The sequence below is a fragment of the Bradyrhizobium sp. USDA 4486 genome, assembly GCF_054057995.1.
Genome location: NZ_JBSRZV010000001.1, coordinates 5,696,369 through 5,716,870, shown reverse-complemented (window position 1 = coordinate 5,716,870; position 20,502 = coordinate 5,696,369). Strand labels below are relative to the sequence as shown.

The following is a 20,502-nucleotide window of genomic DNA, read 5'->3' as shown; positions in this document are numbered from 1 at the left end:
GCGCCCTACTTCGGCGCCATGCGCAGCGAGCCGTCGAGGCGAACCACCTCGCCGTTCAGGTACGCGTTTTCCACCATGTGCAGCGCGAGTGCGGCGAACTCGTCGGCTTGGCCGAGCCGGCGCGGGAACGGGATCGCGGCGGCGAGCGAATCCTGAGCTTCCTGCGGCAGATTGGCGAGCAGCGGCGTCAGGAACAGGCCGGGCGCAATCGTCAGCACGCGGACGCCGAACTGCGCCAGCTCGCGTGCGATCGGCAGCGTCATGCCGACGATGCCGCCCTTGGAGGCCGAATAGGCCGACTGGCCGATCTGGCCGTCATAGGCAGCGACCGAGGCGGTGTTGATGATGACCCCGCGCTCGCCGGATGCCTGCGGCTCGAGCTTGGACATCTCAGTTGCGGCTAGGCGAAGCATGTTGAAGGTGCCGATCAGATTGACCTTGATCACCTTGTCGAACTCCGCGAGCGCCATCGGGCCGTCGCGGCCGACGACGCGCTTTGCTACGCCGATGCCCGCGCAGTTGACCAGCACGCGCGCCGGGCCATGGGCCTTGGTCGCCTGCGCGATCGCAGCTTCAGCGGAAGCGGCATCGGAGACGTCGCAGGTCACGGCGACGCCCTTGATCTCGCCAGCAACGGTTTCAGCGAGCTTGGCATTGAGATCGCACACCGCGACCTTGGCGCCCTGCGCCGCCAGTTTTCGCGCGGTGGCAGCGCCAAGTCCTGATGCGCCGCCGGTGACGATGGCTGCCTGATCCTTCAACAACATGGCGGTTCTCCTGTGGCGATACTTTCCTAGGCGACCGATATCACACGGTCCGACGGATTGGCAGCGTAGAGCTCGTCGATCAGAGCCGCGCGATGCTCCAGCACCGCGCGCTGGTTGATCGAGCCCTTGTCGGTGACCTCGCCCTTGTCGATCGACAGCGGCGTATCCATCAGGATCGCGCGCGTGATCCGGGTCGAGGATCCCGTGGCCTCGCTGAGGAAACGGGTCAGGCGCTCGCGAAAGGCCTCGCGAACCAGCCGGTCGCGTGTCGCGACGACGAGATCGTCGGCCGGCAGCGTCGGATTGATCAGGCGGCAGCCGTCGAGATCGAGCACGACCAGCGCGGAGATCTCGTCCCGGTTGATGCCGGCGATGACGACGTCGCGCACCAGCGGCGCGCAGGCCGCGGTGAGGCGGGCGCGCAACGGGCCGACGCTCACCCAGGTGCCGCTCGCGAGCTTGAAATCCTCGCTGACGCGGCCGTCGAAATCGAAGCCGGCGTTGAGATCGTTGGGATCGGCGGGCTTGAGCGCATCGCCCATCTTGTAAAACCCTTCCTCGTCGAAGGATTTTGCGGTGATGTCGGGCTGGCGCCAGTAGCCGGGCATCACGTTCGGACCCTTCGCGCGCACCTCCAGCTTGCCGTTATTCGGCACCAGCTTTGCGTCGTTGCCGGAGACCGGCAGACCGACATGGCCCGAGCGGCTGGTGCGCGGATTGACCGACATGAAGAACGGTGCGGTCTCGGTCGCGCCAAGGCCGGTCAGCATCGGCACGCGATAGCCCTTCTCTTTGACCGCGAGCTCGTCGAGGCTGTTCCAGATGAACGGCGACAGCGCCGCGCCGGAGAAGAACATCGCATGCAAACGGTCGAAGAACTTTGCGCGCAGGCCCTGGTCGTCGCGCAGATACGGCAGCAGCGATTCATAGCCCTTGGGCACGTTGAAATAGACCGTCGGCGAAATCTCCTGGAGATTGCGCACGGTCTCCTCGATGCCGCCGGGCACCGGCTTGCCGGCGTCGAGATACATCGAGCCGCCATTGTAGAGCGTCAGCCCGATATTGTGGTTGCCGCCAAAGGTGTGATTCCAGGGCAGCCAGTCGACGATGACGGGCGGCTCGTCCTTGAGGAAAGCGAGCGTCTCGCGCAGCATCACCTGATTGGCGCAGATCATGCGCTGGGTATTGATGACGGCCTTGGGATTGCCCGTTGAGCCCGAGGTCAGCAAGAACTTTGCGATCGTATCAGGGCCGATCCTGCCGTGAACCGCGTCGAGATCGTCGCGGATGGGCGTCGCCATGAGATCGGCGAGCAGGGTGACATCGCGGCCCGGCACGGTACCCCAGGACGCCGCGATCTCGGTGCCGAGCGAGACATTGGCCGTGAGCGCGTCGGCGAACTTGCTGGCATCGTCGGCGAAGACCAGGCCGGGCGTCAGCAGCTTCATCAGGTAAGAGAGCTTGCCGTAATCCTTCGACACCAGCGAATAGGCCGGCGACACCGGGCAGAACGGAACGCCGGCATAGAACGCGCCGAAGGCGAGCAGGGCGTGGTCGATGGAATTGCCCGAGAGGATCACGACCGGTCGGTCCGCCGACAAGCCGCGCTGGATCAGTGCGGAGCCGATATGCCGGCTCGCGGTGAGCAGCTCGGCATAGGTGATCTTGCGCCAGGAGCGGCCGCCTTCGCGCTCGGCCATGAAGACGCGGTCCGGCGTCGCGGTCGCCCAATGATGCAGGCGGTCGGTGATGCGGACGGGATAGTCGCCGAGCGGCTGCTTTGGCCTGAGATAGATCGTGCCGTCGTCGCGCCGCTCGATGTTGACGACGGGATCGCCGAACGAAATGGGCCGCAGCGGGGAAGTGCTCGCGCCGCGCTCCATGCTGGACGAAGAGGACGGCTGCGCGCTCATGGCTTCGGCTTTACCTTGGCGGTCTTGTGCTCGAGGAATTCGCGGATCCTGCGTTTTGCCTCCTTGTCGCTCTGCGCGACGGTCGCCATGAGCGACTCCATCAAGAGGCCCGTTTGAGGGTTGGCCTCCGCGATCATCGGCAGCGCCTGGAGCACGGCGAAGTTCGTCAGCGGCGCGTTGGAGGCGATCTTGGTCGCGAGTTCCAGCGCCTTGCCGAGACCGTTGCCGGCCTCGGTCAGATATTGCGCGAAACCGTAGGAGGCGCCTTCGGTCGCGCTGTAGACGCGCCCCGTGAGCATCATGTCCATCATCCGGGCAACGCCGATCAGGCGGGGCAGCCGCACCGAGCCGCCGCCGCCGACGAAGATGCCGCGCTGCCCCTCCGGCAGCGCGAAATAGGTCGAGGGCTCGGCGACGCGGATATGCGCGGCGCAGGCGAGCTCCAGCCCGCCGCCGATCACCGCGCCCCTCAGCGCTGCGATCACGGGCACGCGGCTGTACTGGATGCGGTCGAACACCCGGTGCCACATCTGCGAATGCAAGAGCCCGCCGGTGGCGTCATGCTCGGTCAGCTCGGAGAGGTCGAGCCCACTGGAGAAATGGTCGCCGATGCCGTGGATCACGACCGCGCCGATGTTCTCGGGCAGTGACGCGAAACATTCGCCGATTTCCAGGATGATGCCGTCATTGAGCGCATTGCGCTTGGCCGGCCGGTTCAGGCCGACGGTCAGAACCCGGTCCGTCCTCTCGATCCGGAGCAGTCCGGAGGCGCCCGCATCCGCGGTTTCGGCGTTTCCCTGTGTCATTTGCGTCCTTGTCAGAATAGTTATGTTGTATAACGAACTTTGGGGGAGTCAAGGTGGGGCGGCCTCGTGGTTGCGCGGAAGAACCGCCTTTCGAACGCAGACGCCGCTGGGCATCGGGCGCCGAACCGCGCAAGGTGCAGACGCCTCAGGCGACGTCGGTGATTAGCTTCTTGGCGGCTTGCGCAAGCAGGCCCGATCGCGTGTAGCCGTGGGCCTCGGCGTATTTGTCGATTTGCTCCAGCACATCGCCGGGCAAGGTGACATTGACGCGGACGATCTTTGGCTGCTCGTCCTTCACCGACACCAGAATGGCAACGCCCGCGCGGTTCTCTGGATCCGACATGATTTCCTCAAGCGACGATGGCGCGGGAATGGCTTCTCCGTCTTCAGCCATGCCTTCGAGATGAAGCGCCAGCGCTTCCTCCGCCATGTCGCGCGCTTCGTCGAGTGTGCTCCCTGCGGTGACAAGGCCCGGCAGATCGGGAAACGACACGCCGAAATCGCTGTTGGCATCCTTATGGATGAGACCGATGTAATGACGCATAGCGCTCACCTCAGCTTCAGGCCGGTCTGCCGCTCGATGCTCTTCAACGTTCCGAGGGGGATGTCCCGTTTCGGGTGCGGGATGGTGACGCGACCTGGTTTCGTCGGGTGCTGGAGTTGGACGTGGCTGCCTTTTGAGCCACCTGGAGCCAGCCGTCCCTCTGAAGCGCAGAGATAACGTCCCGGCTATTCATGGTGTGTATTTATACACATTAGCGCGCATCTGTCAACGAACAGGTCACATCACCTGGTGCACATCGATCACCACCCGGTCCGCATGCCGTGCCGCTGAGCCAACAAAAATGTGCTCCATCAGCCAGCGGTAGTTCTCGTGTCCCGTCTCGAACCGCGGCACGGTGCGGAAATAGATCAGCTTCGGATCGACCGGCTCGCCACGCTTGAGCTTTTGCAGCAGCTCGACCGGGCCGAAGCGCAAGCCCTTGTTCTCGACATAGACGATCGCACCGTCGTCGGTCTCGAAGGCGTATTTGGCTTCGAGATCGATCAGCTCGTTGGGGCGGATGGTCTGGAAGTCGGCGCCGAACGGGAGGACCTTGCCGGTGATCGCACCCGTCACTTCGCCGCCGATGATCGGAATGATGCGGCGAACGCCGATCCCGGTCTCGCCGGCGGTGACGACGTCGCCGATGCGGGCGGTGATGGTGAAGACGTATTTGGTCCCGAGTGTCGGCGTGGTCATCGCTTCACCTCGTCAATGCGCCATCATCCGCGTCGGCAGCCACGTTGCCAGCAGCGGAAACGCGATCAGGATCAGCAATCGCACCAGGTCCGTCGCAACGAATGGGATCACGCCCTTGAAGATGGTGGAGAACGAGACGTCCTTCACCACGCTCTTGATGACGAAGACGTTCATGCCGACAGGCGGATGGATCAGGCCGAGCTCGACGGTCATCACGATGATGACGCCGAACCAGATCGGATCAAAACCCAGATGCGTGATCACGGGGAAGATGATCGGCACGGTCAGGATGATCATTGCCATGGCGTCCATCAGGCAGCCGAGCACGAGATACATCACCATGATCAGCGTCAGCACGCCGTAGGGGCCGAGGCCGAGCCCGGTCAGGAACTCCGTCACCTTCTGGGGCGTCTGCGTCACCGTGAGGAAATAGCCGAAGATCAGCGCGCCGATCAGCACCGTGAACACTGCGGCCGCGGTGCGCGTTGCCTGAAGCAGCGAGGCCAGGATCTTCTCGCGGTCGAGCCGTCCTGTCACGACGCCGATGAAGAAGGCGCCGGCGGCGCCGACGCCGCCGGCTTCCGTCGGCGTGAAGCGCGGCAGGAAGGGCAGGCCGTAGAGGCCGCCGATCACGAACACGAACAGCAGCACCGGCGCCCAGATGTCCTTCAGTCCGGCAAAGCGCTCACGCCACGGCAGCATCTTGCCCTTGGGCAGGAACTCGGGGCGGAAATAACCGATCAGGAAGATCGTGATCATGTACATGGTCATCGCCAAGAGGCCCGGAATGATGCCGGCGATGAAGAGTTTTCCGATGTCCTGCTCGGTAATGATGCCGTAGACCGCGAGCACGGTGGAGGGCGGCAGCATCGCGCCCAGCGTGCCGCCGGCCGCGATCACGCCGGTTGCGAAGGATTGCGGATAGCCGAAGCGGCGCATCTCGGGATAGGCAACGGCGGAGAAGGTCGCGGCGGTCGCAACGGAAGAGCCGCAGATCGCGGCAAAGCCGCCGCAGGCGCCGACGGTGGCGATGCCGAGCCCGCCGCGCAAGTGTCCGACAAAGCCGTTGGCGGCGCGGAACAGCTCGCGGCTCATGCCGGAATGGCTGACGAAGGAGCCCATCAGCAGGAACATCGGGATGACGCCGAACGTGTAGTCCGTGACCGTGCGCATCGAGGTCTGGCCGACCAGCTTCAGCGCTGCCGTTCCGTTGACGAGATAGGCGAAACCGGACACGCCGACGAGGCCCATGGCCATGCCGACTGGCACTCGGAGCAGCATCAGGACGAAGAGGGAAACGAAGCCGATAACGGCGACGGTATCGGTGCTCATGATCACTCCGTCGCCTTCAGCTTGGGGTCGTGCATGTCTTCGGGGTGGAAGATCAACCGGTAGGTGCGGATCGCGATCAGCAGCACGGCCGAGACGTCGCCGATCCAGGCGATCGCGAAGAACGGCCAGGTCGGCATGTGCATGTCGAACGTCTGGACGTTGTCGTTGTAGGTGCCGCGCACCTTGTCGAACAGCGTCCAGGTCTGCACCGTCACGACGAACAGCAGCACCAGCGTTGCGAACACGTCGATCCAGCGCTGGTAGCGCGGCCCGACATTACCCCAGACGAGGTCCACGGTGATGTGGGTGCCGCGATAGGACGTCGCCGCGATGCCCCAGAAGATGAGGATGCCGAGCAGCATGCGGCCGATGTCGAAACTGTCGGGGATCGAATAGTTCAGCGTGTTGCGTAAGAGCACCGACAGGAAGATGTCGAGCGCGACGATGCCGACGAAGCCGGCCGCGATCCATTCGATCGTGTCGATGATGCGGTCCATCCAGGAGCGCTTCATGGGAGGTGTGCCGTCGTGTGAGCTCATTGTTTGCTCTCGGTCTCGCCGCGGACTTCACCTCGCCCCGCTTGCGGGGAGAGATCGAATTCGAGCGCAGCTCGAATTCGGGTGAGGAGGACTCTCCGCGAACGCGCTGTCACTGTCTTTGTAGAAGCAGCCCCTCACCCCAACCCTCTCCCCGCAGGCGGGGAGAGGGGGAGGAAAGAGCGATCGCGCCGCGGCCTCACTCCGCCAGCGCGTTGTACTTCTTCAGCGAGGCCTTCAGCTCGCTAAGGGCCCCATCCGGATCGGCGCCGGCCTTCTTGGCGCCGTCGCCCCAGGTCTTTACCAGCGGCTCCGCCGCCTTCTTCCAGGCCGCTGTCTGTTCCGCCGTGAGCTTGTAGACCTCGTGATCGGATTCGGCCTTCACCTTGTCGATGCCGGCGTCCTCGAACTTGCCCCAGTGCTCGCCCACCACGCCCGCCATCTCGATCGAGCAGTTCTTGTCGATCGCGGCCTTCTGCTTGTCGGACATCGCATTGTACTTGTCCTTGTTGATCACAAACACGAAGGTCGTGGTGTAGAGCGGGGCCTCCATGTCGTACTTGGTCACCTTGTCGATGCCGAACAGTACCAGGGAGCCCCAGGGGAAGGTGACGCCATCGGCGACGCCGCGCTCGATGATGTCGCGCACCTCAGGTGCGGAGGACTGCACGTTGGTGCCGCCAAGTGAGGTGACGAAGTTCGCCATGGTGGCGTGCGCCGGGCGGATCTTCAGGCCTTTCACGTCCTCCGGCATCACGATCTTCTTGGTCTTGGAGTGGAAGGAGGAGGGCGAGTGGACGAAGGCGAGGCAGTATTTGACGTCCTTCATCTCCTTCTCGGCATATTTGCGATACCAAGCGTCGAGCCCCATCGAGCCGCCCTTGGCGTCGGAGATCAGGAACGGCAATTCACCGGCGCCGATGATCGGGAAGCGGCCGGGCTGGTAGCCGGGATTGACATAGGTGACGTCGGCGATGCCGTCGCGCGCCATGTCGTAATGGTCGAACGCCTTGCCGAGCTGCTGCGCCGGAAACACCTTGCCCGTGATGGTGCCGCCGGAATCCTTGTTCACCGCGGCGACCCAGTCCTCGAGGGACTTCTGCAGCGGGTGCGACGCCGGCACCCAGTGCGAAACCTTCAGGTCGAAGGTCTTGTCCTGCGCGAACGCAGGCGTCACGCTTGCTGCCAGCAGCAAAGCCAGACAGGCTTTCCTCATCACACGTCTCTCCCTCTTTCCGACGGCGGGCTTCGCTGGCCCGGTCTCGTTAATTAACATGTTATCTAATTGGCGGGCGGGTTCAAGCCGGAACTGGCGCGCATCTGTCGCGCCATCTACGTCAGCGATGTTGCATTGGTTTGTCGCGGTGCGGCGACGAGCAGTCCCCTTTTGCCAAACGATTATATGATATAATTATCCTCTGCGGATCGACGCCACAAGCGCGCCTGCGCCGCAGCTTACAGAATCGGGAGGAGCAAGTATTGCGGACAAAAGTCGCAATCATCGGGGCCGGACCGGCCGGATTGTTGCTTGGGCAACTGCTGCATCAATACGGCATCGACAACGTCATTCTGGAGCGGCAGAGCCCGGATTACGTGCTCGGGCGTATCCGCGCCGGTCTCCTGGAGGAGGGAACCGTGGCGCTGCTCGACCAGATCGGCGCCGGCGCGCGGGCGCATGCCGAAGGCCTGGTGCATGAGGGCATCGAGCTCGCCTTTTCCGGCTGCCGTCACCGCGTCGACATGAAGGGCGCGACCGGCAAGACGGTCATGATCTACGGCCAGACCGAAGTCACGGTCGACCTGATGAATGCGCGCAAGGCCGCCGGTCTCACCTCGGTCTACGAGGCCAAGGACGTGCAGCCGCATGATTTCGACGGCAGTCACCCGCGTGTCACCTATGTCAAGGACGGCCTCACCCATACGCTCGATTGCGATTTCATCGCCGGCTGCGACGGTTTTCATGGCGTCAGCCGCGCTAGTGTGCCGGCCTCGGCGATCGAGGAGTTCGAGCGGGTCTACCCGTTCGGGTGGCTCGGCATCCTCTCCGAGACGCCGCCGGTCAGCCACGAGCTGATCTACTCCAATCACGCCCGCGGCTTCGCGCTCTGCACCATGCGCTCGATGAAGCGTAGCCGCTATTATGTGCAGTGCTCGCTTGAGGACCATGTCGACCAATGGCCGGACGACCGCTTCTGGGACGAATTGAAGAGCCGGCTCGACCAGGAGGCAGCCGATAGCCTCGTCACCGGCCCGTCGATCGAGAAGAGCATCGCTCCCTTACGCAGCTTCGTTGCCGAGCCGATGCGATTCGGCAAGCTGTTCCTGTGCGGCGATGCCGCTCATATCGTGCCGCCGACCGGCGCCAAGGGCCTGAATCTGGCGGCCAGCGATGCGCATTATTTGTCGAGCGCGCTGCGCGAGTTCTATGACGAGAAATCGAGCGCCGGCATCGACGCCTATTCCGCAAAAGCGCTGGCGCGGGTCTGGAAGGCGGTGCGCTTCTCCTGGTGGATGACGTCGATGCTGCACAAGTTCCCGGATACCGGCACCATCGGCGCGCGGATCCAGCTCGCCGAGCTCGATTACGTCACGCATTCCCAAGCCGCCATGACGTCGTTGTCGGAGAATTACGTGGGGTTGCCGTTTTAGGGCGGGTGTCATGCCCCGCGAAGGCGGGGCATCCAGTACGCCGCGGCTTCTCGGTTCGATCACAACCGCTTCTGGAATACTGGATCGCCCGCCTTCGCGGGCGATGACAGTTTTCGTGAAGCGACGGCACCGCGCATTTCAAACACCCGCGCAAATTCCGTTTAAAACTTTGTAGGCGGTGAAACTGTCATCCACATCGCGTTCAATGGCGGCAGCCATACCCACGCGAGACAGTCATGACCTCCAGTGACATCCCCGACGGCTTCGAGCCGCTGTTCCGCAAGAGCCCGCTCACCGAACCCTGGGAGCCGCTATACGCGAAGAAAACCGACAAGGCCGTCATCATCGGTCTGCGGCTGGCAAAGCCGCACACCAACGGCCGCGGCCTGATCCATGGCGGCCTCATCACGGCGCTCGCCGACAACGCCATGGGCTATAGCTGTGCGCAGGCGACGAACTGGACCATCTCGTTCGTGACGGTCTCGCTCTCGGTGGATTTCGTCGGCTCCGCCGAGATCGGCCAGTGGTGTTCGATCGAGAGCGATGTGATCAAGACCGGCAAGACGATCTGCTTCGCGCAAGCCCTGGTGAAGGCCGACGGCGCCGTGATCGCGCGGGCGAGCGGGACATTCCGCGTGGTGCCGAAGAAGGGCTAGTCGTCATTCCGGGGCTCGCGAAGCGAGAACCCGGAATCTCGAGATTGCGGGTTCGGTCCTGCGGACCGCTCCGGAATGACGGTCCTCACCCAAACCGCCACTGCGCCGTCTCCGCCACAAGATCGATGAACGCGCGCACCTTGGCCGAGAGCAGGCGCGAGGTCGGATAGACGATGTGGATCGGCATCGGGGGCTGCTCGTATCTCGCCAGCAGGATTTTCAGCCGCCCGCGCTTCAGGCCGTCTGCGGCCTGATAGGCGAGCACGCGCGTCACGCCGCCGCCGGCTTCGGCATATTGCAGAGCTGCGTCGGCGCTGTTGCTGGTGAAGCGCGGCGACGGCGTCACCTCGATCTCGCGGCCGTCTTGGACGAAGCGCCAGCTAGCTGACGGGCCGAACTGGATGGTCTGATGGTCGGGCAGCGCCTCCGGCGTCTTCGGCTCGCCATGGCGCTTGAGATAGCCCGGTGCGGCCACCACGATGCGCCGCATCTCGCCGACCTGGCGCGCAACCAGTGAGGAATCGGCGAGATGGCCGATGCGCACCGCGGCGTCCACCGCATCCTCGACGAGATTAACGAGGTTATCAGACAGCCTGAGCTCGCAAGCGACCTCGGGATAGCGTTTCAGATATTCGGTCATGACCGGCCCAACATGCAGCCGGCCGAAGCCGACCGGCGCCGACACCACCAGCCGCCCGCTCGGCCGGTTGCGCTCCTCCCGCGCCGAGCCGTCGGCCTCCTCGACATCGGCGAGGATGCGGCGCGCGCGCTCCAGATAGCGCGTACCGACGTCGGTCAGCCGCACCTGCCGCGTGGTCCGCTGCAGCAGCCGGGCGCCCAGATGCTCCTCCAGCGCCGCGATCATCCGTGTCACCGCCGAAGGTGACAGGCGCAGCTTTCGCGCCGCCGGCGCAAAACCGCGCAAATCGGCGACGGTGACGAAGACGTGCATGGCTTCCAGGCGGTCCATGGCCATCATTGCATATATCGCAATGATGAAGTGTCAAGCGGACAGATTGTTTTAACTCCCGGAAGATCCACGTTAGGTGCCGAAGACGCAGAGAATGCGCCGGAATTTCAGGAGATGTTCCGATGACTGCCGTACGCACCTATGCCAGCGACGTCGCCTTCTCGCCAGCCGTGAAGTCGATCCAGACCCGAAAGGGATCGCGCGAGGGCTATGCCCATGCCGAGCAGCGGGGATGGCGCACCGAGGTCGACGAAAACCTCGCGGCGTTTCTGGCTGACGCCAACAGCTTCTACTTTGCGACGGCCGCGGCAGACGGCCAGCCCTACATCCAGCACCGCGGCGGTCCGAAGGGCTTTCTCAAGGTGCTGGACAAGCAGACGCTCGCCTTCGCGGACTATGCCGGCAACCGGCAATACATCACCCAGGGAAACCTCTCGGAGAATTCCAAGGCCTGCATCTTCGTCATGGACTATGCCCATCGCCGCCGTGTGAAGATCTGGGGCGAGGCGCGCGTGGTCGAGGACGACGAGGCGTTGACGGCCGCGCTGATGCCGAAAGGCTATCGGGCCCGGCCGGAGCAGGTGATCCTGTTCAAGATCGCAGCCTGGGACACCAATTGCCCGCAGCACATCCCGCAGAAGTTCGACGCGCCGGACGTGGCGGCGGCGCTGGCATCGAGGGACCAGCGGATCGCGGAGCTGGAGGCGGAAGTGGCGGCGTTGAAGGGGGAGAAGGGGACGACGGAGGTTACTACGTAAGCCGCCGCTCGCTTACCCTCCCCGGGAGTACCCCTCCAGGGGAGGGTAAGAAAGTTACAACACACTCGCGCCTTCGTGCTGGAAGCCGAGATAGCTCGCCGCCACCCGCTCGTTCGCGGCGATGTCGCTGGCCTTGCCGCTGAGCACGAACTCGCCGAGCTCCATGACATAGGCGTGGTCGGCGATCTTCAGGGCGGCCTGCGCGTTCTGCTCGACCAGCAGCACCGACACGCCGGCAGCGCGCAGCTCGGTGACGATGCGGAAGATGTCCGCGACGATGATTGGGGCAAGCCCGAGGCTCGGCTCGTCCAGCATCAGGAGCTTTGGTTCGCCCATCAGCGCACGCCCCATCGCCAGCATCTGTTGCTCGCCACCCGACAAGGTGCCGGCGAGCTGCTTGCGGCGCTCCTTCAGGCGCGGAAACAGCGTGTAGATCCGCTCGATCGAGGTCTTTGCCCTGCTCTTCTCGATCCGGAACGCGCCGAGCTCGAGATTGTCCTCGACATTCATGGTCACGAACAATTCGCGGTGCTCCGGCACGAGGCCAAGCCCCATCGCGACGCGGTCCTCGATGTCGAGCCGGGCGAGATCCTGCCCTGCAAAGGCGACGCGGCCCTTCAGCGGCAAAATGCCCATGATGGCCGAGAGCAGCGTGGTCTTGCCGGCGCCGTTGGCGCCGACGATGGTGACGATCTGGTTGGCCCCGACCTCGAGCGAGACCGAGCGCACGGCCTCGACCTTGCCGTAAGACACATGCGCGTCGGTGACGGACAACAGGGCGCTCATGCCGCCACTCCGAGATAGGCCTTGATCACTTCGGGATTGGTCTTGATCGTCGCGGGCGTGCCCTCCGCGATCTTGGTGCCGAAATCGAGCACCACGATGCGGTCAGCGAGGTTCATCACAAAGCCCATGTCGTGCTCGACCAGAAGCACGCTCATGCCGCCGTCGCGCAGCTCGCGCAAGAGCGCCGCGAGCCGCTGCTTCTCCATGTGACGAAGGCCTGCGGCCGGCTCGTCGAGCAGCAGCAGCATCGGATCGACGCAGAGCGCACGCGCGATCTCGACGATGCGCTGCTGGCCGAGCGACAGGCTGCCTGCGAGCTGATGCATCTGGTCGGCAAGTCCGACGCGCTCGATCTGGCGGGCGGCTTCGGCGAGCAGCTTCGCCTCGTCGGCGCGGTCGAGCCGCAGCATCGAGGAAACAGGTCCGGAATGGCCGCGCAGATGCGCGCCGATCGCGACGTTCTCCAGCACGGTCATGTCAGGCACCAGCTTCACATGCTGGAAGGTCCTGCTGATGCCGAGCTTGACGATCTCCTGCGGCGGCGCCTTGTCGACCTTTCTGCCGAGCACCGAGATCGAGCCCGAGGTGGCGGAGAGAACGCCGGTGATCAGGTTGAAGGTCGTGCTCTTGCCGGCGCCGTTCGGGCCGATCAGCGCGACGATCTCGCGGGCCTGGACGTCGAAGGAGACGTTGTTGACCGCAACCACGCCGCCGAACTGTTTTCGCGCTTTCTCGACCTGAAGCAGGATGCTGGACTCGCCGGACGAGCGCGGGCGGTGCTCCAGCTTCAGCGAGGTATCAGGCTTCTTGCCACCTGCGCGTTCGGGCAGGAATGACACCAGCCAGGGCCAGACGCCGCCGGGCGCGAGCTGCAGCAGCGCCACCAGCATGATGCCGAACACGATGGTCTCGACCTGCCCGGAGCCCGGCAGGAGCAGCGGCAGGTAGCTTTGCAGCACCTCCTTCAGCACCACGACGATCGCAGCGCCCAGTACGCCGCCCCAGACATAGCCGGCGCCGCCGACCACTGCGATGAAGAGATATTCGATGCCGGCCTGCGCGCCGAACGGCGTCGGGTTCACCGCGCGCTGGAGATGGGCGTAGAGCCATCCCGAAAGGCCGGCGAGCACCGCGGCATGAATGAACACCAGGAGCTTGGCGCGCGGCGTGTGCACGCCGAAGGCTTCCGCCGCGACATGGCCGCGCCGCAGCGCGCGGATGGCGCGGCCGGTGCGGGAGTCCAGCAGGTTCATCGTCAGCAGCGCCGAGACGATCACGGCGACCCAGATCGCGTAATAGATCGAGCCGGGCGAGAGCATCTTGAAGGCGCCGACCGACAGCGGCGGGATCGCCGAGATGCCGTCGTTGCGGCCCAAAAACTCGAGCTTGCTGAAGAGGTAGAACAGGCCGAGCCCCCAGGCGAGCGTGCCGAGCGGCAGATAGTGGCCGGAGAGGCGGACGGTGATCAGCCCGAGCAGCACCGCCAGCGATCCGCTGACCACGAGCGACAGCGGCAGCGTCAGCCACGGCGACAGGCCATAGGTCGTCGTCAGCACCGCCGTGGTGTAGGCGCCGAAGCCGACGAAGGCGGCCTGACCGAACGAGGTGAGGCCGCCGACGCCGGTCAGCAGCACGAGCCCCATCGCGACCAGGGCGGCAAGGCCGATATTGTCGAGCAGCACGATCCAGAACGGCGGCATGCCCGGGACAAACGGGATCGCCGCCATGATCAGTGCAAAGACGAGAATGGGAAGCCGGCTCTGCATGCCCGTCAATCCTTCTCTTCCTCGACCGCTGGCGCGGCGAGCGAGCGCAGCAGCAGCACGGGGATCAGCAGCATGAAAACGATCACTTCCTTGTAGTTGGAGGCATAGAAGGACGAGAACGCCTCGACGATGCCGACGACCAGCGCCGCGACGGCGGTGAGGGGATAGCTGACGAGCCCGCCGATGATCGCGGCGACAAAGCCCTTCAGGCCGATCAGGAAGCCCGAGTCGTAGTAGAGCGTCGTGATCGGCACGATCATGATGCCGGACAGCGCGCCGATCACGGACGCCAGCAGGAAGGCGATCTGCCCCGACAGCGTGGTGCGGATGCCGGCAAGCCGCGCCCCCAAGCGGTTCACGGCGGTCGCGCGCAGCGCCTTGCCGTACAGCGTCAGGCCGAAGAACAGCCAGAGACCGACGATGAAGGCGATGGTGATGGCATAGACGGTGATGCTCTGACCGGTGAAGCGCAGCGCGCCGGCGGTGAAGGCGCCGGACAGCACCGCGGGTCCGCGCTGGCCTTCGGCGCCGAAGAACAACAGGCCGAGGCCCTGCAGCGCGAGATGGACGCCCACTGATGCGATCAGCAGCACCAGCACGGAGGTGTGCGCCAGCGGCTGGAACGCGATGCGGTAGAGATAGACGCCGATCATCGCCACGATCACCAGTGCCAGCGCGATGCAGACCGCGACCGGCGGCTTCTGGGCGGCGAAGTAAACGGTCAGCGCCAGCACGATGGCCGGCAGCACGACGTTGGTGAGGAGGCTGCGCACAATGAGGCGCCCGTGCAGCGCCTTGCGCGCCACGAACAGGTCGAACGCGAAGGCGCCGATGCCCAGCGCCAGCGCGAGCTTGGCCGTGCCCGGCATCTGGCCGGCAGCCAAGGAGGCATAGGTCAGCGCGCCATAGGTGACGAACTCGCCCTGCGGAATCAGGATGACGCGGGTGACGGCGAACACCAGCACCAGCGCGAGACCGAGCAGCGCGTAGATCGCGCCATTGGTGATGCCGTCCTGCACCAGGAACAGCATGATGGTGGTATTCAAGACCGGACGCTCCCCCTCAAAAATCCGGGCCGGTCTCCGCAATTGCGGTGGACGGTCCGCTCACAGCCATTGAAAAACGCTGACGATATTTGATATGGTCCATAACAATTATCAAATATAATCTCAAGGGTGGGAAGCGACCCGTCCCGAATTTAGCGGGATTACGAGCACGAGGCGATGACCGTTTCCAAAACCGTTGAAAAGTCTTCCGAAAAGGCCGCCGACGCGGCCAAGGGCCGCAAGGATGCGGCCGAACCGCAGGCCGAGGCCCTCCAGCTCGGCGAGCTCTCCGAGCAGCTGGGCTATGTCCTGAAGCGGGCGCAGCTCAAGGTGTTCGAGAACTTCTTGCGCTGCATGGCCTCGCTGCAGCTGACGCCGGCGCAGTTCTCGGTACTGCTGCTGGTGGAGAAGAACCCCGGCCGTAACCAGACCGAGATCGCCTCCACCCTCGGCATCCTCCGCCCGAATTTCGTGGCCATGCTCGACAATCTGGAGAGCCGCGACCTCTGCGCGCGGATCCGCTCCACCAACGACCGCCGCTCGCACATCCTGGTCCTGACCGACAAGGGCAAGGCCGTGCTGACGCGGGCGAAAAAGCTCGTCGCCACCAAGCACGAGGCGCGGCTGAACGATCTGCTCGGCCAGACCAACCGCGAGGCGCTGATCGGGATGCTCGCGAAGATCGCGAACGAGTTTTGAGTGATTTCGTCATTCCGGGGCGATGCGCAGCATCGAACCCGGAATCTCGAGATTCCGGGTTCACGCTTGCGCGTGCCCCGGAATGACCGTGGAAGGAGCGCAATCTCAATCCACCAGGACCACCCGAATATCGTTCACGTTGGTCAGCGTCGGGCCGGGCTGCAGCAGATCTCCCGTCGCCTCGAAGAACGTCGTCGCATCGTTGTTGTCGAGATAGGCCTGCGGCTGCAGCCCCAGCGCCTTCATCTTGGTGAACGTCGCCGCATCGATCAGCGCGCCGGCGGGATCGGTCGGGTGGCCGGCGCCGCCGTCGGCGCCGTCGGTGTCGCCGGCAAGCGCCGAAATGTTCGGCGTGTCCTTGAGCAGCTCGGCGAGCGCCAGCGCGTATTCCTGGTTGGGGCCGCCGCGCCCCTGGCCGCGCACGGTGACCGTGAGCTCGCCGCCGGAGAGGATCGCGACGCGCTTGCCCTGCGCGCGGGCCGCAAGCGCTAGTTTTGCGTGATTGGCCGCGACCTCGCGGGCTTCGCCTTCGAGATCGGCGCCGAGATCGATGGTCTCGTAGCCTGCGTCCCTCGCAAGCTTCACCGCCGCGTCGAGCGATTGCTTGGGCCGCGCGATCAGCTCGAACGTTGCGCGCGCGAAGGCGGCATCGCCCGGCTTGCAGCTCTCATTGGCGGGATCGTCGAGCGCGCGGCGCACGGCGTCATCGATGGCGAGCTTATATTTCGCCACGATCGCGCGCGCGTCGGGGAGCGTGGTCGGATCGGGCACGGTCGGGCCGGAGGCGATCGCTGAAGGTTCGTCATGCGGCACGTCGGAGATCGCGAGCGTGACGATCTCGGCGGCATTCTTGCCGGCGCGCGCGAGCCTGCCGCCCTTGATCCGCGAGAGATGCTTGCGCACCGTGTTCATCTCGCCGATCGGTGCGCCCGAGCGCAAGAGCGCCTTGTTGACCGCCTGCTTCTGCGCAAAGCTGATGCCGTCCACCGGCGCGATCCAGTTCGCCGAGCCGCCGCCGGTGAGCAGCACCAGCAGCAGGTCATCGGGGCCGGCCTCGCCCGCGAGCGCGAGCGTGTCGGCCGCGCCCTTGAGGCCCGCCTCGTCAGGAACGGGATGGCCGGCCTCGACCACGCGGATGCGGCGCGTCGGCACGCCATAGCCGTGCCGCGTGGTGGCGATGCCGACGAGGCGCTCCGGCGCGAGCCCCAGCGTGTCGAGATAATGCCGCTCCGCCGCGGCGGCCATCGCGCCGGCGCCCTTGCCGGCAGCAAGGCAGATCACGCGGCCTTTCGGCAGCGGGCGCAGATGCGGCGCCAGGATCGTGCTCGGATGGGCGGCGGCAACGGCAGCGTCGTAGAGCGCGCGGAGCAGGGGACGTCGATCGGTCATGACGAAAAGCCCTAAGCGGACGGGAGCAATGGTGGCGAGGTCGCCGATCCCCTGCCTAGCGCATCGGGCGCCAAAGCGTAAGCAGGCTTTGCCATCATTCGATTGTGCAATCGCGTGATCATAATCGGCGCGCAACCAAGAGCCCCTTGCGATCATCTCGCAAGGGGCTTGCTGTCGCCTCGGCCGCGGGTTGCTAAAGCATGATCCGGAAAAGTGCGCAGCGGTTTTCCGAAGAGATCATGCTCAAACAACGATCTAAAGCCCGATGACGACTCGTCCCAATCTCATCGCGCTTTAGTTTAGCCGCCGACGTCGGCGCTGATCACGTCGCCGAACAGCTCCCAGCGCTCGCCCTTGAACCTTTCGAGACGGAGCTGGCTGATCGGCGCGAAGTCGTTCGGGCCGGTGTTGATATAGATGCCCGGCAGCAGGGCCTCGGTGCGGAAGTCCTTGAGGCTGGCCGCCTGCTTCATGATGTTCTCGCGGGTGAGATTGTCACCGCACTGCTTCAGCACCTGGACCAGCGTCTGCGCCACGGCGTAGCCGACGATGGTGCCCTTGTCGAGCTTGTCGCCTTCCGGGAAGTATTTGGTCATGAAGGCAAGGAACTCCTTCATGCCAGGGTCGTCCTTCCATTCCGGATCCGACACGTCCTTCAAATAGTCGGCCGAGATGATGTCCTGGCCGTTTTCGAAGCCGGCGGGCTTCATCACGCTGCCGACGGAGGCCGAGACGTTGTTGAGGAAGTGCAGCGGCTTCCAGCCGATCTCGGCGTTCTTCTTGATCGCCTGCGCCGCGAATTTCGGCGTCGTGATGTTCATGAAGACGTCGGCGCCGGTCGATTTCAGCTTGACGATGTGGTTGTCGATGGTCGGCTCGGAGGTCTCATAGCTCTCCTCCATCACGATCATCGAGGCGGCTTTTGACCCGAGCCCGTCCTTCAGGCCCTTGAGATAGTCCTTGCCGTAATCGTCGTTCTGGTAGAGCACGGCGATCTTGGCGTCCGGCTTGTTCTTCAAAAGCCACTTCGCGTAGATCTGCGTCTCGCTCTGGTAGTTGGGCTGCCAGCCCATGGTCCACGGGAAGTTCTGCGGATCGTTCCACTTGGTGGCGCCGGTGGCGACGAACAGTTGCGGCACCTTCTTCGAGTTCATGTATTTCTGGATCGCCGAGTTCGGCGGCGTGCCGAGCGAGTTGAAGATGAACAGCACCTCGTCGCTCTCGACCAGCTTGCGTGCCTGCTCCACCGTCTTCGGCGGCGAATAGGCGTCGTCGTACGAGATGAAATTGATCTTGCGGCCGTTGATGCCGCCCTCGTCGTTGACCTTCTTGAAATAGGCGGCCTCGGTCCGCCCGATGATGCCGTAGGCGGAGGCCGGTCCGCTGTAGGGCATGATGTTGCCGATCTTGATCTCGGTGTCGGTCGCGCCGGTATCGTATTTCTTCTGGGCCGATGCGGTGGAGGTCGAGGCCGCAATGAGCGCGAGCGCCAGTGACGCGGCCGCAAGTTTGCCGGTGACAGCGGGCATTCCTATCTCCCTATTTTCTTGGTGTGTGTGCGCTTCCTTTTCTTGTCTTGCTTGTTTTTTGGTGACGCGGCCGTAATTCAATACGATTTGCCCGAAAGCTTCAAGGAAAAGCCCCCGCGACAAGGCCGCAGGGGCTGCGTCTTTAGTCGATTGGGTCACCTCTTCAGCAATGGTTAAGATCAGCCGCCCACGTCGCCGCTGATGACGTCGCCGAATCGTTCCCAGGTCTCGCCCTTGAAGCGCATCAATTGCAGCTGCGAGAGAGGCGCGAAATCGGTCGTCGACGTGTTGACCCTGATGCCTGGCAGCATCATTCCGAGTTCAAGATCCTTGATGCCCGCCGCCTGCCTCATAATATTCTCGCGGGTCAGATTGTCCCCACACTGCTTCAGTACGTGGACCAGCGTCTGGGCGACGGTATAGCCATAGACTACGGAGTTATCTGTCCGGTTTGCATCTGGGTAGTACTTGTCGAGAAACTCGTTCCAAGCCTTCATTCCGGCATCGTCTTTCCATTGCGGGTCCGTCGGATCCTTCAGATACGCGGACGAAATGATGCCCTGCCCGTTCTCGACTCCTGCCGGCTTCATGACGCTGCCGATTGAAATCGACACGTTGTTGAGGAAATGCACAGGCTTCCAGCCTACCTCCGCGTTCTTCTTGATGGCCTGGGCGGCGAATTTCGGCGTCGTGATGTTGACGAAGACGTCGGCTCCCGTCGATTTCAGCTTGACGATGTGCGAGTCGATTGTGGGCTCCGAAACCTCATAGCTTTCCTCCATCACGATCATTGACGCTGCCTTGGCGCCGAGCCCATCCTTCAGCCCCTTCAGATAGTCCTTGCCGTAATCGTCGTTCTGGAACAGGACGGCGATCTTGGCATTCGGCATCTCCTTGAGGATGTATTTCGCATAGATCTGCGTCTCGCTCTGGTAGTTGGGCTGCCAGCCCATCGTCCACGGGAAGTTCTGCGGATCGTTCCACTTCGTGGCGCCGGTGGCGACGAACAACTGCGGTACCTTCTTCTGGTTCATGTATTTCTGGATCGCCGAGTTCGGCGGCGTGCCAAGCGAGTTGAAGATCAGCAGCACCTCCTCGCTCTCAACCAGCTTGCGCGCTTGCTCCACGGTCTTCGGCGGGGAATAGGCGTCGTCGTAAGTGATGAAGTTGATCTTCCGGCCGTTGATGCCGCCTTCTGCGTTGATCTTGCGGAAATAGGCCTCTTCGGTCTTGCCGATCACGCCGTAGGCGGACGCCGGACCGCTATAGGGCATGATGTTGCCGATCTTGATTTCGGTGTCGGACGCGCCGGTGTCGTATTTCTTCTGCGCAGACGCTGCCGTGGAAAGGGCGGCAGCCAGCACGAGGGCAGCCGAGACGGCCCCCAATCGCACATGCATTGCAGGCATCTTGCTCTCCCTAGATGGTTGATTGTGTCGATTGTTCTTGTTGGGAGCGATCGTTGCTGGTCGCTCCGTCGCGTATTCAATACCTATCCGCGGCCATCAGCAAGAAGAACGCCCGCACCGGCCGCGGGCGCGGCGATCTCTTCGTAGGCGAAGGTCAATATTCCGGCGTGTGAGATTTTTTGCGCGACCAACTCACCGTTGGAGTTGCTCTGTGAAGAAACAGCTATCTTCAATTGCATCGCTGCGAC

The 20,502-nt window shown here is 63.9% G+C and carries 20 protein-coding genes and 1 pseudogene; 4 read left to right on the top strand and 17 right to left on the bottom strand.

Annotated elements, in window-relative coordinates; translation table 11 throughout:
- Positions 1-5: 5 nt before the first annotated feature.
- The 9 genes and pseudogenes from ACVWY3_RS27055 to ACVWY3_RS27015 all read right to left on the bottom strand — a co-directional run bounded on the left by ACVWY3_RS27055 (position 6) and on the right by ACVWY3_RS27015 (position 7,813).
- On the bottom strand, positions 6-767 hold the full coding sequence (locus tag ACVWY3_RS27055; protein WP_456841179.1) for an SDR family NAD(P)-dependent oxidoreductase: 762 nt from the start codon (positions 765-767) through the stop codon (positions 6-8).
- Between the two features lie 26 nt (positions 768-793).
- Positions 794-2,680, bottom strand: a complete 1,887-nt coding sequence (locus tag ACVWY3_RS27050; protein WP_456841178.1) for a feruloyl-CoA synthase — start codon at positions 2,678-2,680, stop codon at positions 794-796.
- Positions 2,677-3,486: a crotonase/enoyl-CoA hydratase family protein gene (locus tag ACVWY3_RS27045; protein WP_456841177.1), complete on the bottom strand. Its 810-nt coding sequence runs from the start codon at positions 3,484-3,486 to the stop codon at positions 2,677-2,679. The genes ACVWY3_RS27050 and ACVWY3_RS27045 overlap by 4 nt, the downstream gene beginning before the upstream one ends.
- Before the next feature lie 145 nt (positions 3,487-3,631).
- Complete coding sequence (locus ACVWY3_RS27040; protein ID WP_456841176.1) at positions 3,632-4,030, bottom strand: type II toxin-antitoxin system HicB family antitoxin; 399 nt, start codon at positions 4,028-4,030, stop codon at positions 3,632-3,634.
- A 5-nt stretch (positions 4,031-4,035) separates the two neighbouring features.
- Positions 4,036-4,223, bottom strand: a pseudogene (locus ACVWY3_RS27035) (type II toxin-antitoxin system HicA family toxin).
- Between the two features lie 44 nt (positions 4,224-4,267).
- The gene (locus ACVWY3_RS27030) at positions 4,268-4,729 is read right to left on the bottom strand and encodes a DUF3237 domain-containing protein (RefSeq protein WP_456841175.1); all 462 of its coding nucleotides are present in this window, start codon (positions 4,727-4,729) and stop codon (positions 4,268-4,270) included.
- Between the two features lie 12 nt (positions 4,730-4,741).
- Positions 4,742-6,061: a TRAP transporter large permease gene (locus ACVWY3_RS27025; protein ID WP_456841174.1), complete on the bottom strand. Its 1,320-nt coding sequence runs from the start codon at positions 6,059-6,061 to the stop codon at positions 4,742-4,744.
- Positions 6,062-6,063: 2 nt separating this feature from the next.
- Positions 6,064-6,573, bottom strand: a complete 510-nt coding sequence (locus ACVWY3_RS27020; RefSeq protein WP_194404518.1) for a TRAP transporter small permease — start codon at positions 6,571-6,573, stop codon at positions 6,064-6,066.
- 223 nt (positions 6,574-6,796) lie between these two features.
- Positions 6,797-7,813 carry a TRAP transporter substrate-binding protein gene (locus ACVWY3_RS27015; protein ID WP_456841173.1) on the bottom strand — a complete coding sequence of 339 codons (1,017 nt, stop codon included), beginning with the start codon at positions 7,811-7,813 and terminating at the stop codon, positions 6,797-6,799.
- Positions 7,814-8,076: 263 nt separating this feature from the next.
- Here ACVWY3_RS27015 and pobA point away from each other — a divergent pair, with 263 nt between their 5' ends.
- Entirely contained in the window at positions 8,077-9,246 is a 1,170-nt protein-coding gene (pobA, locus tag ACVWY3_RS27010) for a 4-hydroxybenzoate 3-monooxygenase (RefSeq protein ID WP_456841172.1), read from the top strand.
- A gap of 236 nt (positions 9,247-9,482) precedes the next feature.
- A complete protein-coding gene (locus tag ACVWY3_RS27005; RefSeq protein ID WP_456841171.1) occupies positions 9,483-9,902 on the top strand; it encodes a PaaI family thioesterase in 420 nt (139 codons plus the stop codon).
- Between the two features lie 85 nt (positions 9,903-9,987).
- Here the strand turns inward: ACVWY3_RS27005 and ACVWY3_RS27000 are convergent, their stop codons facing one another.
- Entirely contained in the window at positions 9,988-10,872 is an 885-nt protein-coding gene (locus tag ACVWY3_RS27000) for a LysR family transcriptional regulator (RefSeq protein WP_456843470.1), read from the bottom strand.
- A gap of 122 nt (positions 10,873-10,994) precedes the next feature.
- On the opposite strand from ACVWY3_RS27000, the gene ACVWY3_RS26995 reads away from it, so the two are divergent.
- A complete protein-coding gene (locus ACVWY3_RS26995) occupies positions 10,995-11,630 on the top strand; it encodes a pyridoxamine 5'-phosphate oxidase family protein (protein ID WP_456841170.1) in 636 nt (211 codons plus the stop codon).
- Positions 11,631-11,684: 54 nt separating this feature from the next.
- On the opposite strand, the gene ACVWY3_RS26990 is transcribed toward ACVWY3_RS26995, so the two are convergent.
- Genes ACVWY3_RS26990 through ACVWY3_RS26980 form a run of 3 tightly spaced genes read right to left on the bottom strand, consistent with a single transcriptional unit; the run spans position 11,685 to position 15,228 of the window.
- On the bottom strand, positions 11,685-12,416 hold the full coding sequence (locus tag ACVWY3_RS26990; RefSeq protein ID WP_456841169.1) for an ABC transporter ATP-binding protein: 732 nt from the start codon (positions 12,414-12,416) through the stop codon (positions 11,685-11,687).
- A complete protein-coding gene (locus ACVWY3_RS26985; RefSeq protein ID WP_456841168.1) occupies positions 12,413-14,182 on the bottom strand; it encodes a branched-chain amino acid ABC transporter ATP-binding protein/permease in 1,770 nt (589 codons plus the stop codon). The genes ACVWY3_RS26990 and ACVWY3_RS26985 overlap by 4 nt, the downstream gene beginning before the upstream one ends.
- A 5-nt stretch (positions 14,183-14,187) precedes the next feature.
- Positions 14,188-15,228 carry a branched-chain amino acid ABC transporter permease gene (locus ACVWY3_RS26980; RefSeq protein ID WP_456841167.1) on the bottom strand — a complete coding sequence of 347 codons (1,041 nt, stop codon included), beginning with the start codon at positions 15,226-15,228 and terminating at the stop codon, positions 14,188-14,190.
- A gap of 177 nt (positions 15,229-15,405) precedes the next feature.
- On the opposite strand from ACVWY3_RS26980, the gene ACVWY3_RS26975 reads away from it, so the two are divergent.
- Positions 15,406-15,927 carry a MarR family winged helix-turn-helix transcriptional regulator gene (locus ACVWY3_RS26975; RefSeq protein WP_456841166.1) on the top strand — a complete coding sequence of 174 codons (522 nt, stop codon included), beginning with the start codon at positions 15,406-15,408 and terminating at the stop codon, positions 15,925-15,927.
- A 105-nt stretch (positions 15,928-16,032) separates the two neighbouring features.
- On the opposite strand, the gene ACVWY3_RS26970 is transcribed toward ACVWY3_RS26975, so the two are convergent.
- The 4 genes from ACVWY3_RS26970 to ACVWY3_RS26955 form a co-directional block, all read right to left on the bottom strand.
- Positions 16,033-17,316: a glycerate kinase type-2 family protein gene (locus ACVWY3_RS26970; RefSeq protein ID WP_456841165.1), complete on the bottom strand. Its 1,284-nt coding sequence runs from the start codon at positions 17,314-17,316 to the stop codon at positions 16,033-16,035.
- Between the two features lie 299 nt (positions 17,317-17,615).
- Positions 17,616-18,845 carry an ABC transporter substrate-binding protein gene (locus tag ACVWY3_RS26965; protein WP_456841164.1) on the bottom strand — a complete coding sequence of 410 codons (1,230 nt, stop codon included), beginning with the start codon at positions 18,843-18,845 and terminating at the stop codon, positions 17,616-17,618.
- Positions 18,846-19,024: 179 nt separating this feature from the next.
- Positions 19,025-20,254: an ABC transporter substrate-binding protein gene (locus ACVWY3_RS26960; RefSeq protein WP_456841163.1), complete on the bottom strand. Its 1,230-nt coding sequence runs from the start codon at positions 20,252-20,254 to the stop codon at positions 19,025-19,027.
- Between the two features lie 83 nt (positions 20,255-20,337).
- Positions 20,338-20,493, bottom strand: coding sequence for a hypothetical protein (locus ACVWY3_RS26955; protein ID WP_456841162.1), 156 nt, complete (start codon positions 20,491-20,493; stop codon positions 20,338-20,340).
- Between the last annotated feature and the right edge of the window lie 9 nt (positions 20,494-20,502).